At 40.4% G+C, this 16752-nt stretch carries 13 protein-coding genes and 3 tRNA genes; 11 read left to right on the forward strand and 5 right to left on the reverse strand.

The window, feature by feature from the left end; translation table 11 throughout:
* The 6 genes from F927_RS14395 to F927_RS14425 form a co-directional block, all read left to right on the forward strand.
* On the forward strand, positions 1-348 hold a 348-nt coding region (locus F927_RS14395; protein ID WP_005086806.1), incomplete at its 5' end, for a hypothetical protein.
* A 530-nt stretch (positions 349-878) separates the two neighbouring features.
* Positions 879-1988: a porin gene (locus F927_RS14400; protein ID WP_004640990.1), complete on the forward strand. Its 1110-nt coding sequence runs from the start codon at positions 879-881 to the stop codon at positions 1986-1988.
* A gap of 516 nt (positions 1989-2504) precedes the next feature.
* Positions 2505-3500 (forward strand): tripartite tricarboxylate transporter substrate binding protein, encoded by a 996-nt coding sequence (locus tag F927_RS14410; protein WP_005086808.1) that lies wholly within the window; start codon positions 2505-2507, stop codon positions 3498-3500.
* 96 nt (positions 3501-3596) lie between these two features.
* Complete coding sequence (locus F927_RS14415; RefSeq protein WP_005086811.1) at positions 3597-4040, forward strand: tripartite tricarboxylate transporter TctB family protein; 444 nt, start codon at positions 3597-3599, stop codon at positions 4038-4040.
* 14 nt (positions 4041-4054) lie between these two features.
* Positions 4055-5551 (forward strand): tripartite tricarboxylate transporter permease, encoded by a 1497-nt coding sequence (locus tag F927_RS14420; protein WP_005086812.1) that lies wholly within the window; start codon positions 4055-4057, stop codon positions 5549-5551.
* A gap of 65 nt (positions 5552-5616) precedes the next feature.
* Complete coding sequence (locus F927_RS14425) at positions 5617-6681, forward strand: AbrB family transcriptional regulator (protein ID WP_005086814.1); 1065 nt, start codon at positions 5617-5619, stop codon at positions 6679-6681.
* Between the two features lie 19 nt (positions 6682-6700).
* Here the strand turns inward: F927_RS14425 and F927_RS14430 are convergent.
* The 3 genes from F927_RS14430 to F927_RS14440 form a co-directional block, all read right to left on the reverse strand.
* Positions 6701-6777: transfer RNA gene (locus F927_RS14430), tRNA-Arg, on the reverse strand.
* A gap of 47 nt (positions 6778-6824) precedes the next feature.
* Positions 6825-6901, reverse strand: a tRNA-Arg gene (locus tag F927_RS14435).
* Between the two features lie 11 nt (positions 6902-6912).
* Positions 6913-7002: transfer RNA gene (locus F927_RS14440), tRNA-Ser, on the reverse strand.
* A gap of 258 nt (positions 7003-7260) precedes the next feature.
* On the opposite strand from F927_RS14440, the gene rnr reads away from it, so the two are divergent.
* The 5 genes from rnr to F927_RS14465 all read left to right on the forward strand — a co-directional run bounded on the left by rnr (position 7261) and on the right by F927_RS14465 (position 13553).
* The gene (rnr, locus tag F927_RS14445) at positions 7261-9684 is read left to right on the forward strand and encodes a ribonuclease R (protein WP_005086816.1); all 2424 of its coding nucleotides are present in this window, start codon (positions 7261-7263) and stop codon (positions 9682-9684) included.
* Positions 9685-9875: 191 nt separating this feature from the next.
* The gene (locus tag F927_RS14450; protein ID WP_005086818.1) at positions 9876-11915 is read left to right on the forward strand and encodes a M3 family metallopeptidase; all 2040 of its coding nucleotides are present in this window, start codon (positions 9876-9878) and stop codon (positions 11913-11915) included.
* A gap of 38 nt (positions 11916-11953) precedes the next feature.
* Positions 11954-12160 (forward strand): YheV family putative metal-binding protein, encoded by a 207-nt coding sequence (locus F927_RS14455; RefSeq protein WP_005086820.1) that lies wholly within the window; start codon positions 11954-11956, stop codon positions 12158-12160.
* Positions 12161-12172: 12 nt separating this feature from the next.
* Entirely contained in the window at positions 12173-12622 is a 450-nt protein-coding gene (locus F927_RS14460) for a hypothetical protein (protein ID WP_005086822.1), read from the forward strand.
* Positions 12623-12683: 61 nt separating this feature from the next.
* Positions 12684-13553 (forward strand): DMT family transporter, encoded by an 870-nt coding sequence (locus F927_RS14465; RefSeq protein WP_005086823.1) that lies wholly within the window; start codon positions 12684-12686, stop codon positions 13551-13553.
* Positions 13554-13659: 106 nt separating this feature from the next.
* On the opposite strand, the gene F927_RS14470 is transcribed toward F927_RS14465, so the two are convergent.
* Positions 13660-15870 carry a TRAP transporter large permease subunit gene (locus F927_RS14470; RefSeq protein WP_004641016.1) on the reverse strand — a complete coding sequence of 737 codons (2211 nt, stop codon included), beginning with the start codon at positions 15868-15870 and terminating at the stop codon, positions 13660-13662.
* Positions 15871-16047: 177 nt separating this feature from the next.
* Positions 16048-16629, reverse strand: coding sequence for a rhombosortase (rrtA, locus tag F927_RS14475; protein WP_004641018.1), 582 nt, complete (start codon positions 16627-16629; stop codon positions 16048-16050).
* Between the last annotated feature and the right edge of the window lie 123 nt (positions 16630-16752).

Below are 16752 nucleotides of genomic sequence, written 5' to 3' on the forward strand. Positions count from 1 at the left end.
GATATCATTCAACATATCGTGGGTGATGATCTTCTTGGCGGAGGCATCCTCGGAAGCATCGGTGGTGGAATTGGCGGTGATGGCGGTTTATTAAGTCCAATCACAGGTATCCTTGGTGGTGATATTCTTGGCAACCTTGGTGGCCTATTATCAATCAATGTTGGCGATAGCTGTGGTTGCACCAGCTCAAATGGCGGTGTAGATAGTATTTTAGACTCTGTTCTAGGTGCTGCGTCTTCATCTCAAATCTTGTCGGCGAGTGGATCAACAACCAACTTCACAGACAATCTATCGATTCCAAGCTTGAACTTATCTGAACAATTATTTGAAAGCACAAATCTGTTCTAATTAATCCTCTCGCAGGATAAAAAACCGCTGACAATCGTCAGCGGTTTTTTTGAAGCTGAATAATCTATTTTAAATACAATCCCTTCCCTTACTCACACTTACATCTCTTTAATAATAAAACTTTATATCTAATCACAATTTAATTAAGACCAAAGTCTAATTGCATACACTTCAAAAACAATATAATCAACAAGATGCATAATCAAATTAAATACCCTAAACACACCCATAATCAAATTAAATGCCCTAAACAATTTAAATACCATAAAATCAGCATTGAATAAGTTCACAGGCCATGCCTCGTGCATTAATCTATTCTTTAGCGAAGGATTGCTTAAACACTTAAAGTACGAAACCTACGTTTAAGTGTTTAATTATGAAAATACAGCTTAAGGCTTATGCTTAATTAGTTTATATCTCTATTTTTAAGACATATATTTCACTCAGATGCATGGCCTATTTTATATTTTGTTTATTTAAATGAAATGACGGTTGCTTATTCATAATTTTAAATTGTTAGGATGACATAAATGAAAGTTAATTTTTTAATTGCCAGCATATTAACGGTTATTACCAGTTCAGCAATCGCTGCTCCAAAGATTTATGGTGAGATTGACGCAAGTCTCGACTATTTACCTGAAAACAATGCAGCCAAATCTGATCGCGATGTATGGAAGGTCAACAGCAACAGCTCATTTCTCGGCATTAAAGGTGAAGAAAAACTAACAGAGCGCCTAAGCGCTATTTACCAAATCGAATGGTCATTTAATGCTGACGGCGATGGCACCGATTGGTCACAACGAGATCGCTTTGTAGGATTAAAAGATCAAAAATTAGGGACTCTAAAGATCGGTAAAAACAACTCACCATTAAAAAAATTATCGACTGCAGTTGATAGCTTTAATAACTATGTTCGCAATACTGCAGACATTACCAGCATCATGCCTGGTGAAAACCGCATTAATAACTCCGTTGTATATGATTCACCTAAATTCTCGATCGGAGAACAAGGAAATCTTGAATTTAGTGCACTGTTGGCAACAGGCGAAGCACAAGGTATCCGGAACAATCAGGGTGGCGTAACTGTTGATGGTGGTGGCTTAGGTGATGCTTGGTCAACTTCGCTTACGTATTCAGATCCAATATTTCTTGCCGCAATTGCTTATGACAAAGCCATTCCAAGCAATCTCCTTGGTCAAGGCTTTCTTAACGCATCAGACACTCATATCGATATCGACAAAGTTTTTGCTGCCGCCAATACACTACGATTAACTGCACGCATTAAACCAATCGAAACACTTTCACTCAAAGCATTAATTCAAAAATCTGAAATAGAGGAAGCAAAAGGCAATCCAGCAAGCGCAGCTAACATTGACGATTCGGTTGGCTGGTTAATTGGTGCAGAGTATCGAATACCAAACCATGATAAATGGAACATAAAGGCGCAATACAGCCAAAATACAACAAGCTTTAAGAACAATGACGCAGACTATGATGCACAGCAAATCATGGCAGGTGTCGATTATGCATTTAACAAACAAGTTAGAGCTTATGGTTACACAGGTTATGCAACATTTAAACAAGCGGATGCGAAAGACAAACAACCTGTCGTCGGAACGGGGCTTGAGTTTAAGTTTTAAACATATCGAATCCCGATAAAATATCTTAAGCCAGAATGATTAATATTCTGGCTTTTTTACAAGCCATATTTAGAATAAAAAACTTAAATAAACAATTAAACCCTAGAGCAAAATTTCAAAAAACAAAATAAAAAACAATTCAAACACCCCAGTAAGATAAATTAAAACACCTAATTCGTGCTTTGAAAGTTAAATTTAAAACAACAACCTTTAATAAAATATTTTTTTATTTTATATAGTTAAACTCAAACATTTTTAAAATAAATTGCATGTAATTTGACATTTCTAAAATGAATCATCACAAGATATAAGTTGATGCTATGCTTTTTCTGTTTAATTTTATGATGAACACCCTGATTTAAAGTTATCAAAATGTGATAAAGAGCACCCCAGATTCCAAAAGAATAATGCTCAATTTTATGCATGTAACTTTATTTAATTATGGCAAAGAAGCCAATATAAATATGCACTATTATTGTGCGTATAAATATAATCGTTTATGGAGAAACATTTAAGATGTTAAGAGGAATTATATTAACCAGCACTTTAGTGACCTTAGGATTCGGTTTAACAGCATGTGGAAAAAATAAAGGTGAAGTTGGAGAACCCAAACGCCCAGAATGTATCGCCCCAGCAAAACCAGGCGGTGGTTTCGATCTCACATGTAAACTGGCACAAAATGCTTTCAAAGAAACCAAACTCTTAAATTCTCCTATGCGTGTAACCTATATGCCCGGTGGTGTAGGCGCTGTAGCATACAATAAAATTGTTGCTAACGACCCTGCGAATGACAATGCAATTGTTGCATTCTCTACCGGCTCATTACTCAACCTTGCCCAAGGAAAATTTGGCCAATATACGGAAAAAGATGTTCGCTGGTTAGCGATTGTCGGGACAGATTATGGCGTGGTTGCGGTCAATGCAGAATCTCCATATAAAAATCTTAACGACTTAGTCGCTGCACTCAAGAAAAATCCAAAATCCGTGAGCTTCGGCGCAGGTGGTAGTGTTGGCGGTCAGGACTGGATGCAAACTGCGATGCTTGCAAAAGCTGCAGGTGTAAATCCAAAAGATATGACTTACATTGCCCTAGAAGGCGGCGGTGAGGCGGTAACATCTGTTCTGGGTAATCACATCCAAGTGGTCAGCGCTGGAATTGCTGAAGTCATCCCTCATATTAAATCAGGAAAAGTACGTGCTCTAGCCGTGTTTGCTCCTGAACGCCTACCAAATGAATTAGCAAACATTCCGACTGCAAAAGAACAGGGTTATGACATTCAATGGCCAGTTGTACGTGGATATTACGTTGGTCCAAAAGTCAGTGACGAAGCTTATCAATGGTGGAAAACTTCATTTGAAAAAATGATGCAAGATCCAAAATTTGAGCAATCACGTCAACAGTTTGAGCTACTCCCGCTCTCCATGACAGGTGAAGAATTAGATCAGTTTGTAATCCAACAAACCAATCAATTAAGAGCGTTATCTAAAGAGTTCGACCTCGTTACAAAATAGCACTTAAAACCCAGAAAACATTTCAATCGCTGATCTTTCATAGAATGAAACTCAGGGTTGAAGTGTTCCTGAATTTTAATGAAAAAGGAATGATCTATGTCCGCAGAAAGGATTTTTTCAGGGACCTTAGGACTCGTCAGTCTTGGCCTACTCTACTTGGCTTGGGGCTATGTCGCACCCATTGCATATGACCCGTTAGGACCACGTCCTTATCCTGTACTCCTGTTATTACTTTTAATTTCATGTTGTTTATATCTTACCTTTAGACCTCAAAAACTCGCTGAATTTATTGATCTGGGATACACCCCATCCGTCTTAAAAAAAATCGGTTTGTTGATGCTGTTTATGCTGATTTATGCCATTACTTTTGAGTTCTTAGGTTTCCCTATTGCAACAGCCATCATGTTTTTCCTTGTCGGCACCCTCTTCGGAGGAAGTTTAAAAGCATCACTAATCACAGGCATTGTTTTTGGCTGCCTCTTATATGGGTTATTTGACTACATATTAGATGTACCACTGCCATTAGGATTTTTTAGTTAATCAAGGAAGAATTAATGGACGTTTTTGAATATTTAATGTACGGCTTTCAAGTCGCATTAACCCCACAAAACCTATTCATTGCACTGATTGGTGCATTCATTGGTACGATTGTCGGCTTATTGCCTGGTCTCGGTCCAATTAACGGTGTTGCGTTACTCCTTCCTTTTGCTTATGCCTTAGGTCTTCCTCCTGAAAGTGCATTGATCTTATTGGCAGCCGTTTATCTCGGATGTGAATATGGTGGACGAATTTCCGCCATTTTAATCAATGTCCCCGGAGATGCGGCAGCAATTATGTCCACCATGGACGGTTACCCACTTGCTAAACAAGGAAAAGCAGGGATTGCGCTATCACTCTCGGCGATGAGCTCATTTATTGGCAGTTTAATTGCAATTATCGGGATCGTATTATTTGCTCCCCTTTTAGCAAAATGGGCAATTGTTTTCGGACCAGCTGAATATTTCGTTTTAATGGTATTTGCTCTGACCTGTTTAAGTGGCCTCGTGGGTGATCAACCGATTAAAACAGCCGTAGCAGCCTTGATCGGATTACTGTTTGCTACCGTTGGTGTCGATGCAGTGACAGGTGTTTATCGCTTTACATTTGACTCAGTAAACCTCAGTGATGGCGTTCAGTTCACTACCATCGTGATCGGTTTTTTCAGTATCAGTGAAATTCTGATTATGTTAGAAAAAACAGCGATTGGACAGAAAGCACTTGGACAAGGTAAACGCAGTCTTTTCAACCTAAAAGAATTTTTGTTCACCCTAAAAACCACGATTCGTAGTTCACTACTGGGCTTCATTGTCGGCATTTTACCGGGCGCAGGCGCAACAATTGCCAGTGCAATGTCTTATACCAGCGAACGAAAACTTGCGGGAAAAGATGGAAAATTTGGTGACGGCGATTTACGTGGTATTGCAGCACCTGAAGCAGCCAATAATGCTTCGGCATGCGGTTCATTTATTCCAATGTTAACTCTAGGTGTACCAGGTTCAGGTACCACAGCCGTGATGTTAGGTGCATTAACGCTTTACAATATTACGCCTGGTCCACAGTTATTCACTGAACAACCAACGATTGTTTGGGGACTAATTGCATCATTATTCATTGCCAGTATTTTATTATTGATCATGAATATTTCATTGGTACGTTTCTTTGCCAAGTTGTTGAGCGTTCCAAACTTTATTCTTCTTCCTGCAATCGCAGCAGTCAGCTTCGTTGGTGTGTATGCAATACATAGCACAGTATTCGACTTGGTTCTGATGGTTGGATTGGGTATTTTTGGTTATATTTTACGTAAACTCAACTTCCCTTTATCCGCCCTGATCTTAGGCTTTGTATTAGGTGAGCTTATGGAATCAAGCTTACGTCGTGCACTATCTATTTCTCAAGGTGAATTGTCAATCTTGTTCGATGGCTACATCACCAAAGTATTATGGATTTTAGCAGGTATCATGATCGTACTTCCTTTGATCCGCTGGTTACGTAACCGTCACAGAGCGATTTAAATAATGTTGACCGATAGAGAATAAAATCTATCGGTCATTTATCTTTTATTTATGCGATTTGATTTATGCAATTGTATCTAAAGTATGCTTTGAGTCTAAGCCTTGCATTTTTAGGTGCACTTGTTGCACAGTGGCTACACTTACCTATTCCATGGCTGCTCGGGCCATTATTCATCACCGCTCTCCTTAAAATAAATCACGCCCCCATCGAATGTCATAATTCTGCACGTAGTATTGGATTATCCATCATTGGACTCACGCTCGGTTTATATTTCACACCAGAGATGATTCACCTAATCGCATCACATTGGCTGGTATTACTGATCGGCCTGTTGTTTGCATTATTACTCGGTGCAATCGGTGCCTTTATATTGCAACGCTGGGCAAAAATCGACTTTAAAACCGCATGGTTTGCTTCTGCAACTGGTGGGGCAAATGAGATGTCTCATCTCGCAGAACACTATCAGGCACGCGTTGATCAAGTTGCATCAGCTCATACATTACGCGTATTAATGGTGGTGGTGATTGTGCCTTTCTTTTACCAATTTATGGGCTGGCATGGTTTTGATACGGATCAAATCGCAAAACATCTCGAAGTGAACTGGTTTGGTTTTTTCGGCTTGGTCTTGATCTCTTATATTGCCAGTCGTATTTTTATTCAGTTTAAACTCCCTAATCCATGGACCTTTGGTGCATTATTGGTTGCTATCTTCTTTACAGCACAAGATATTCATCTATCCGCAATTCCGACACCGATTATTCATCTAGGGCAAGTCTTACTCGGCTGGTCATTAGGTAATAAATTTAAACCTGGATTTTTTAAAACCGCCCCGCGTTATTTAAGCATTGTGGCACTTTGTAATCTAGGCGCATTACTCTTAACTGGGCTGCTAGCTTATACACTGATGCAATGGACGGATCTTCCTATCGCCACCCTTGGTTTAGGACTTGCGCCCGGTGGTGTCGCTGAAATGACGATCACAGCCAAGGTTCTGCAACTCGGTGTTCCAATCGTGACTGCATTTCATGTGGTTCGTATGGTAGGTGTCTTGGGAACAGTCGGATATTTATATCTTTTCTTCGATAAAATACTGCAAAAGAAAATTCAGACACAAAAAAACCGCAATTAAGCGGTTTATTTCATTAAGTTGGTGCGCTCAGAGAGATTCGAACTCCCGACCCCTTAGTTCGTAGCCAAGTGCTCTATCCAGCTGAGCTATGAGCGCATTACTTATGTGCCTATGCAGGCGTGTGTTACTTTTAAATCTTTACTTGGTGCGCTCAGAGAGATTCGAACTCCCGACCCCTTAGTTCGTAGCCAAGTGCTCTATCCAGCTGAGCTATGAGCGCCTTAAGTAAAGTGGCGGTGAGAGAGGGATTCGAACCCTCGATACAGTTACCCGTATGCATCCTTAGCAGGGATGTGGTTTCAGCCACTCACCCATCTCACCGTAACACGAGCGCAATAATACAAACTAAATCCCCATTACACAAGGGAAGAACCCTATTTTTTCTGTTTTTTTAAATCAATCAAATATTTTTTAAACAATTTTGGTATTTTTTCAGCATTTTTTTGCTTTTCACTTGTTAATATAGGCATCTCTTTTATACAGATCCATGACATAAACACAATCTTGCAATCTTTGACGTGCAGTCTAAGTTTGAATGTCTTATGCTAAAGTGATCTGCCAGATGTGAAATGAAACGATATGACTACAAATTGGGTTGATCCCGAAGCAAAAGCAGAAGCTGAACGTTACGATAATCCTATTCCGAGCCGAACTCTTATTCTTACTACATTAGAACAATTAAAAACTGCGCAATCTCACGCAGAACTCGTTGAGCATTTTAATATTCAAGACCAAAAAAGTATTGATGCCTTGAACCATCGTTTAAGTGCGATGGTTCGTGATGGTCAACTGATGAAGGATGGTTTTAAATATCAGCCCGCAACAGATGCGCCTAGCTACGAAGCAACGGTTTATATCAATAGTAAAGGTTTAGGTACTGCAAATATCGCGGGACAAGATGATGTCCTCTTACCTGAACGTGAGTTGCGTCTCGTTTTTAATGGTGACCGCGTTAAAGTACGTCAGACTTCAGTTGATCGCAAAGGTAAAGCTTGGGGCTTCATTACTGAAGTGGTACAGCGCCGCGTGAAACAAATCATTGGTAAAGTTGCTGAACATCAAGGTGAATACTTTATTCAACCAAGTAATCCAAATCAGCATCAACCGATTACACTAGAAAAAGAACTGATTGAACATGCCAATGCCAAAGTTGGTGATATGTTACGTGTTGCGATTGATGATTATCCAACTCGTGAAGAGCTTGCAACTGGTCACGTGGTTCAATCCATGGCAGACAAAGCGGATACTGAAATTATTATCCCGCAAACGATTTTAGAATTTGGTTTGCCTTATGAGTTTCCAGAAGCAGTAATTAAAGAAGCTGAAAGCTTTAAAGAACCTTCTGCACAAGACATAAAAAATCGCGTTGATTTACGAGATCTACCACTCGTCACCATTGATGGTGAAGATGCCCGTGACTTTGATGATGCTGTGTATGCGGAGAAGCGCCCAGGAGGCGGTTACCGTGTTGTGGTGGCAATCGCAGATGTAAGCCATTATGTTCGTTTAGAGTCGCCTTTAAACGAAGAAGCGGAAGATCGTGGCACATCGGTTTATTTCCCGCACTTCGTCCTGCCAATGTTACCAGAAGCCTTGTCGAATGGATTGTGTTCTCTAAATCCGCATGTAGACCGTTTATGTATGGTTTGTGATTTAAAACTATCACGTGCAGGTAAAGTGACAGGTTATGAGTTCTATCCTGCGGTGATGCATTCCAAAGCACGTTTGACCTACACCCAAGTTGGTCAATATTTTGAAGGTGCAACAGATGCGATTCCTGAAGATAAAACCATTCATAAATCACTAAACACACTATTCCAACTCTATCAAACGCTTAAAGGCCTCCGAGCTGAACGTCATGCAATGGAATTTGAAACCATTGAAACCTACATGACCTTTGACGAGTTAGGTGGAATCAAAGAAATTTTGCCACGTACGCGTAATGATGCGCATAAACTCATTGAAGAATGTATGTTGCTCGCCAACGTTGCCGCTGCAGAATATTGCTTAGAACACGATATTCCGATGCTTTATCGTGTACATGAAGCCCCAGAATTTTCACGTATTCAAAAAGTTCGTGATTTTGTGAAATTGCTTGGTTTACCTTTCCCTGAACAGCCAACACAGGCGGATTATCAACGTGTTATTGAAGCAACTAAAGATCGTTTAGATGCGCCAAGTATTCATGCCGTTTTGTTACGCTCGATGATGCAAGCTTATTATGGTGCGAAGAACTCAGGACACTACGGTCTTGCTTATGAGGCGTATACGCACTTCACTTCCCCCATCCGTCGTTATCCTGACTTGCTCTTACACCGTGCGATCAAGGCTTATTTACAACAAAAACCTTATCCATTGTCAGGTGCGGCGCTCGATAATGCAGGTGAGCATTTCTCACAAACTGAGCGTCGTGCTGACGAAGCTTCACGCAGTGTAACCACATGGTTGAAATGTCACTATATGCAACAGCATTTGGGCGATGAGTTTGTCGGTGTGATTAGTGCAGTAACCGAGTTTGGTCTATTCGTGACCCTGAAAGATCTGTATGTCGATGGCATGATTCATGTGAGTCAGCTCGGTGAAGACTTCTTCCTTTATGATCAGGCCAGCCAAAGTCTCATTGGTCAGAATCGTGGTCAATCATTTAGCCTTGGTGATGAAGTCAAGATTCAGGTTGCAGGCGTGAATTTGGAAGAACGTAAAATCGACTTCCAATTGGTACAACAACTAACTCATTTAGGTCGTGTGATTCGTCAAAAAGCACCACGTACAACCACCACGAATCGCGCCCAAACTACTGAAGAGGTATTCAGCAAGCCAAACACGGCAACTAAAGTGAGTGAGGATGGCGAAAAGCCTGTGCGTAAGAAAAAAGATAAGAACAAACCAAGTTCTTATAGCAAAAAGCCAGCTAAAAAGGCTTCGACTAAGCCTGAAGGTAAAGAAAAAGCCAAAAAGAAAGTGAAAAAGAAAAAGTCGAATGCGAAAGCAAAGGCTGAGTAATTAATAAAAGATAAGGGAGCTTCGGCTCTCTTATTTTTTCGATTTGAAGCATGTGCTCGCTATCTATACCAATAAACAAAATTGAATTAACAACAAAACAATCATCTAATAAATCATGAATCAACCTTGATTTCCGTGCTTGTAAGCCCTACATCTATAACTATGTTTAAAGATGATATGGCAAAAATACAATGACACTACAGCAAGCAACACTTCCCACTCCCCAGTTTGATCAAATCCAACTTGCCGACTTAAAACAACAGATTGAGAGCACCATTCAAAATGGTCAAAATTTCTTAAATCAACTCAATGAAGCTCCTCAAGACACCGAAGCACAACTTGCAACATTGGCAGAAGTTGATCAGCTTGAAAATAACATGAGTGAGTCTTGGGGCATTTTGTCACACCTCAATGCGGTCATGAACAATGCCGAAACCCGTGAAGTGTATCAATCACTTTTACCGAGTTTAAGCGAATACTACACTCAGCTTGGACAGCACACAGCGTTGTATCAAACCTATCAACAGATACATGACAGCGCTGCATTCCAAAGTCTGAGCGAAGCTCAACAAAGTGCCATTAAACTCGCGTTACGTGATTTCAAACTTTCAGGCGTTGCACTTGAAGGCGAAGCCAAAAAACGTTATGCGGAAATCTCAGCACGTTTATCACAACTATCTTCAGATTTCTCTAACCATGTACTCGATGCAACGCAAGCTTATTTCAAACCATTAACAGAAGAACAACTCAAAGGCTTACCACAAAGCAGTATTGAACTATTAAAGCAATATGGACAACAGCGTGAGCTTGATCAAGCCGTTGCCACACTCGACTTCCCTGCTTATTTTGCGATTATGACCTATGCTGATGATCGCGAACTTAGAGAGGAGCTGTATAAAGCCTACGTGACTCGTGCCTCAGAGCAATCTGACAAGACTGAATTTGATAATACTCCTGTGATGGAAGAAATTCTGAGCTTACGTCAAGAAATGGCACAACTACTTGGCTTTAACAATTTTGCTGAATACTCCTTGGCCAGCAAAATGGCGCCTGATGTTGATACCGTCGATAAATTCCTAGTGGATTTGGCAGAACATGCACGCACACCAGCTCTTGCTGAAATCGCCGAACTCAAAGCAATTGCACAACAGGATGGTATCGAAGAACTCAAACCGTGGGATGCAACTTACTACTCTGAGAAGTTAAAACAGCAGCAATTCAATCTTTCTCAAGAAGCACTTAAACCTTACTTCCCAGCTCCCAAAGTGGTGACTGGTTTATTCCAAATCGTACAACGTCTTTATGGTATCCAGATCGTTGAACGTCAGGCACCTGTTTGGCAAAACGATGTGCGTTATTTTGAAATTGAAGATCAAGGCCAAGTAGTGGGTGGTTTCTACTTCGATTTATATGCCCGCAATGGCAAACGTGGTGGCGCATGGATGAGCGGCTTCCGTTCCCTCGTACAAACCACAAATGGACTGCAAAAACCAATTTGCTATATGGTGTGTAACTTTACACCACCGATTGGCGATCAGCCCGCCCTGCTGACGCATGATGAAGTGATTACACTATTCCATGAATTTGGTCATGGCTTACATCACATGCTCACCGAAGTGGATAATATCTCGGTTGCAGGCACACACGGCGTTGCATGGGATGCAGTGGAGTTACCAAGCCAGTTCATGGAGTTTTGGGCATGGGACAATGAAAGTTTAGATGTACTTAGCGAGCATATTGAAACCAAGCAAACCTTGCCGCAAGAATTGTTAACTGCATTGTTGAATGCACGTTTCTTCCAGTCAGGTATGCAAACACTACGTCAAATCGAATTTGCACTATTTGACCTCACTATTCACCGTCAATCGCCAGCTTTAAATAGCGAGCAAATCCAAGCCACATTGGATGATATTCGCAATAAATTTTCAGTTGTTCCTGCTGTTGCTTATAACCGTTTCCAACACAGTTTTAGTCATATTTTTGCAGGTGGCTATGCTGCAGGTTATTACTCATATAAATGGGCAGAAGTTTTAGCCAGTGATGCCTTTGACCGATTCGAAAATGAAGGTATTTTTAACACAGAGACTGGAAAAGAATTTCGAAAGTTTATTCTAGCAGTTGGCGGAAAAGATACAGCACTTGATGCGTTTCGCAATTTCAGAAAAAGAGAACCAAAAATAGATGCATTATTGCGTCATCAAGGTTGGACGAAGACAGATAAAACCGCTTAAACTACGTCATTATTGTTCACAGGATGGTATTAACTGACATGAAAAGACAATTCATCGCGGGCGCTAAATGCCCAAAATGTGGGGCTTTGGATCGTGTCGTTAAAATCATTACTGTGGATGACGAGTGGATTGAATGTATCGAATGTGCTTATAGCGAAAAACGTCCGACCCATGTGGAAGAGTCGCAACCCGCTGAGCCAGATGAAATTGGGGTGATACAGTTCAAACCTCGTCATTTTGACTAGAAGGTTAAAAAAATGACGTCACCAGCCCAAACAAGCAACTCCAAATTATTATGGATGATCATTGGTGGGATTAGCCTCGTTGTGCTGATATTTTTTACTGCACAGTGGCTGTTATCTAACCATACAGCAGAAACTGAAACAGCTGTAAGCCAACCCCATCCTGTAACGACTTCATTAGAAAATGTCGAAGCCGCTAGCGCTGCGATGATGAGTCATGTAAATGAGGAAAGTGACCCAGCTCCGATTCAACTGGTTGAAGAATCAATACTCAAAGCAGCTGTGCCAAACAATGAAAGCCTAGCAAAAGAAGAAATTGCTAAATTAGATGATATTCAACACCAGCTCAAAGATCAGAAACAAGAGTTACAAGCCCAACACCACGATGCTGATACTTTAATAAAACTCAAAGAAGAACAAATCAAACTATTAGAAGCACAACTGCTCCAAACACAAGCATCGTAAAACAGTTTTTAGGCTATTCAATTTGCTAGAATGTGATCATCCCTTCTAGCATTTTTATTTTATGCCTATCGTCAGTCAACGTCACCCCGTCGTTCTTGCAATCGCATGCCTGACGTTTTCAGCTTTTTTATTCTCACTTATGGGCATATGCATCCGTTTTGCATCACATACCGTCGATAACTACACCATTGTCTTTTTCAGAAACTTAGTTGGATTGATACTGTTCTTACCTTTCATTTATAGACAAGGCACCGATTTTGTCAAAACAGAAAAAATCTGGATGCATACTTGGCGAAGTATTATTGGATTAGCTGCAATGTACGGTTTCTTTTATGCAATTGCTCATCTTGAATTATCCAATGCGATGGTCTTTACCTACTCTTCCCCAATCTTTATTCCTTTTATTGCATGGCTCTTTCTTAAAGAACGTATCAGCACGCTAATGCTTTGCGCGGCAGCACTCGGTTTTATTGGGGTATTTTTTGTGGCAAAGCCTGATCAAGGGCTATTGAACTGGCTGTCAATCATCGGGATTACATCGAGTTTATGTGCAGCCATGGCATTTGTGACTGTCCGCGCGCTTACCCAGACCGAGCCCCCAGAGCGCATCGTATTTTATTTTTGCTTTATCGGTGCTCTACTCTCAGGCATCCCGATGTTTTGGGTTTGGCGCCCCTATCAACTTGAAGAATTATTCTTTCTGATTGCGGCTGGTGTACTCGCCAATGTTAGTCAACTATTTATGTCACATGCGTATCGTCTAGCGCCAGCAGGTCAGATCGCTCCAATCAACTATGTCGCGATTATCTTTGCAGGTATCTGGGGCTTTTTACTTTGGCACGAATTACCTGATACCTACAGTCTAATTGGTTTTGGCTTTATTTTGATTGCGATCTTTTTATGTAGTCCAATCATGCAAAAAGCCAAATAATCTCCTCTTATACAATTGATGACAACAACATAAAACCGATTTTCTATCCCACTCAGATTTACACATGCCATAAAAAAGCACCCGAAGGTGCTTTTTTATTCACTGCTTATTGGTACCAACCAAACAACTTAAAGTAATAAGGAATATACGCAACAATCAGGATTGCTGGGACCATTACCAATAATGGCAATATCCAACGTTCGAAACGATAGTAGAAGGACAAATGCTTCACTTCTTCGTCGGCTGCTCGTACTTCATCATCACCAATTGCTTGTCGTGCCAATAAGTGATTCAAGGCAACAGGTGGTGTGACATAACCTAGCTCGAAGCCAATCAATGCAATCATCCAGAAGTGAACAGGATCTATACCATATTGATAAGCCACTGGTGCAACCGTTGCGGAAATCAAAATTACCGCACCAAATGGATCCATGATCATCCCGACGAGAACCATGAACACAACCACTAAACTGATCACAATAAACATACTACTGATGTCACGCGGGAATGCTTCCATCACTTCAATATGTTCTAAGAAACCACCTACGCTGACAGACAATGCCATAAGGATAATCAAGGCACCAATATGACCGACTGTTTCAGTTGTTGAGAGATGTAAAGCTTTTCCAAATGGAACTTTACGCTCTGGGTTGCGAGGATCATCTGCAGGATTCACTTTCGGTGTAGGTTGTGAACCATCTGGCGGCGCAGTATACGTGTTTAAAGTACTGTCCCAATGCCCAACTGGCGCTAGTGGTGCAGGTTCTTTACGTAATTTATCAAACAACACCATCAGCAATAGAATTACTGGCATCATCACTGGTGCTGTAAATTCATTTAGATCCGTTGACAATGCATGCTTGTAGAATAACCAAATCAGAATAAAGATTACGATATATGGTGCTACAGGCACAAACGCACGCAATGATTTAGGCAAAGCAATTTTCGGCGGTGAAATGCGGAATTTTTGCTCTGCAAAGAACAAAGAAATGATTAAGAACAAGGTTGAAGTCAATAAGAAGACATACATACCATGTGTATAAAGTAAATCAGTTGTCACTTCTTTATTTAAAGAGGCTACGACAACGATTAATAAACATGGACGTAAGACCACACCCAATGAACCAGAGAGTGCTGTTGCTGCCAATGCAAACTGACGACGACCACCAGCATTCCACACTTCTTTATAAATAATCGCACCGGCTGCAATAACGAAGATACCAGATGCCCCTGTATAGGCGGTTGGTAATGCAGCTGCAATCAAAATTAACCATGTTAAGGTTTCTGGCGCTAAGTTCCACGGACGTAAAATATTTAAGAATAAATCAACAATACGTGTCTGCTTAAGCAACATACCTGCCCAAATAAACAAGGCAAGATTTAAGAAGATATTTGAGAACTCAACCAACTGACCAAGATAGATCCCTTGCCCCATTGGATAATCCATGAAGAAGGTAAATGCCACCCCTGTAATAATCGCCATATAAGCATATAACGGGATACTCAAGAAGGCTAAACCAACATTACCTCCTTCACGCGTTGGCGGTGGTGATTTAATCAAATGGAATAGACTGATTAAGGTCAATGATCCAAATAAAATCATCCATAACCAATAAATCACATTCATGCCAGAGGCAAAAGGTACACCAGAATTAAGTACCGAGTTGTATTGGCTAATCACAGAAGAAGTAAGTAAACCATTACCTAATACCATTGCCGTATTATAAATACGGAAATCGATTCTAGTGGCTGGACTACGTAAACCAATATGATGTGATTTAATCGTGGCGCTAATAGCAGCAAATACCACCATAATGACTAACAATAATGCACGATTTTCAGAGCCAAATTTAAAGATGCCGAAAAAGGACGTCTCTATCGTACGATAGGTACGAACACTCGGATTCGCTTCAATATGCGCCATTGCTTTATCATAGAAGACATATTTTTCTTCACACTGTTGTTGTGCAGCCAGTAATGAAGAACGAACATCAGATTCTGAAGCAACACCGAACATGCTTGCAAACTCATCCGCAGCGTTGATCTTCATTTGCTCTTGAACTTGTGCATCGATATTTGGGTTACGATCACAGGTTGGCTTACTCGGTTCAGCCCGTAGAAACGAATATTGCATCCCAATATTCGGATCGCCGTACAGACGTTCACCCATACGTAATAACTGCCCATGGATCATCTCACCCGTACCAATCACGAGTGTTACTAAGAGTAAGATGAGAATAACAAAGGCTGATATCCACTCTGTCCAGATATAACTCAGTAGACCTAATCCAGACTTTTTCTCTTGATCATTTTGCATGTCTATTCCAATTTATTGTTATCAACATCCATCCAAAGATGTTGAATCATGCGATGTCTATGGTTGATAGATAAATGAATTTACCCTCTTAACACCAATCCCTTTTAAACCGCCTAAATTTGCAGCAATCTTTCGCTAAAAAAAATGGCTACAATTATTTTTTTATGGACTTTATTATCAATGTGTCTGTTCTTTATCTTTCCCAACTAAAAGCAAATAACCTGATCCACACAACACACCTCCAATTGCACCAATCAAATGTGCTTCGGTTAAAACAGGGCTACCAATTAACTGTGCTGTTCCTGATTGCCCAAAAGTATTTTCCCAAATCAATTTTGCAGCGATCAGAACTAACACCAACACCGCAAACTTGCGCTCATTTTGATATTGCAGATAAACAATACTGACCGCAGTATAGAGACCATGTAAAACACCTGATAATCCAGCATAGGCATCGATATAAGGTAAATAATAATAAAAAACCAGACTAATAAATGGAGGGAGAAGCAATAATAAAGCAACCAAATGCCAATTACGCACATGTGGAAAAATGAAAGGTAAACATGCAAAAGCCAACATATTCAACAAGAAATGCATCCAACCAACATGCACCCAGTGTGCAGTCCACAACCGCCAAAACTCGGTTAATAAACTGGATTTCCAATAAATGAAATGATCAGCAAATACTTGCAAACATGCTGCCACTGACACACAGACAGCGATCAAAATGACTTTCCGTATCCATATTTGATCTTTCATTTATGCACCTCTCTGGAGAAAACAGACCTTTTACGATTTACAAAGCATAGATAACTTGTTTAATCCATATTGTAAAAGGTCGTTTAATTCAGGTTACTTCATCATATTGCGTCTGTAGAACAG

The sequence above is a fragment of the Acinetobacter haemolyticus CIP 64.3 = MTCC 9819 genome (assembly GCF_000369065.1).
GTDB classification, from domain to species: domain Bacteria; phylum Pseudomonadota; class Gammaproteobacteria; order Pseudomonadales; family Moraxellaceae; genus Acinetobacter; species Acinetobacter haemolyticus.

Coding starts and splice junctions, on each gene's coding strand:
- F927_RS14400 (WP_004640990.1), top strand. CDS start 879: ATGAAAGTTAATTTTTTAATTGCCAGCATATTAACGGTTATTACCAGT.
- F927_RS14410 (WP_005086808.1), top strand. CDS start 2,505: ATGTTAAGAGGAATTATATTAACCAGCACTTTAGTGACCTTAGGATTC.
- F927_RS14415 (WP_005086811.1), top strand. CDS start 3,597: ATGTCCGCAGAAAGGATTTTTTCAGGGACCTTAGGACTCGTCAGTCTT.
- F927_RS14420 (WP_005086812.1), top strand. CDS start 4,055: ATGGACGTTTTTGAATATTTAATGTACGGCTTTCAAGTCGCATTAACC.
- F927_RS14425 (WP_005086814.1), top strand. CDS start 5,617: ATGCAATTGTATCTAAAGTATGCTTTGAGTCTAAGCCTTGCATTTTTA.
- rnr (WP_005086816.1), top strand. CDS start 7,261: ATGACTACAAATTGGGTTGATCCCGAAGCAAAAGCAGAAGCTGAACGT.
- F927_RS14450 (WP_005086818.1), top strand. CDS start 9,876: ATGACACTACAGCAAGCAACACTTCCCACTCCCCAGTTTGATCAAATC.
- F927_RS14455 (WP_005086820.1), top strand. CDS start 11,954: ATGAAAAGACAATTCATCGCGGGCGCTAAATGCCCAAAATGTGGGGCT.
- F927_RS14460 (WP_005086822.1), top strand. CDS start 12,173: ATGACGTCACCAGCCCAAACAAGCAACTCCAAATTATTATGGATGATC.
- F927_RS14465 (WP_005086823.1), top strand. CDS start 12,684: ATGCCTATCGTCAGTCAACGTCACCCCGTCGTTCTTGCAATCGCATGC.
- F927_RS14470 (WP_004641016.1), bottom strand. CDS start 15,870: ATGCAAAATGATCAAGAGAAAAAGTCTGGATTAGGTCTACTGAGTTAT.
- rrtA (WP_004641018.1), bottom strand. CDS start 16,629: ATGAAAGATCAAATATGGATACGGAAAGTCATTTTGATCGCTGTCTGT.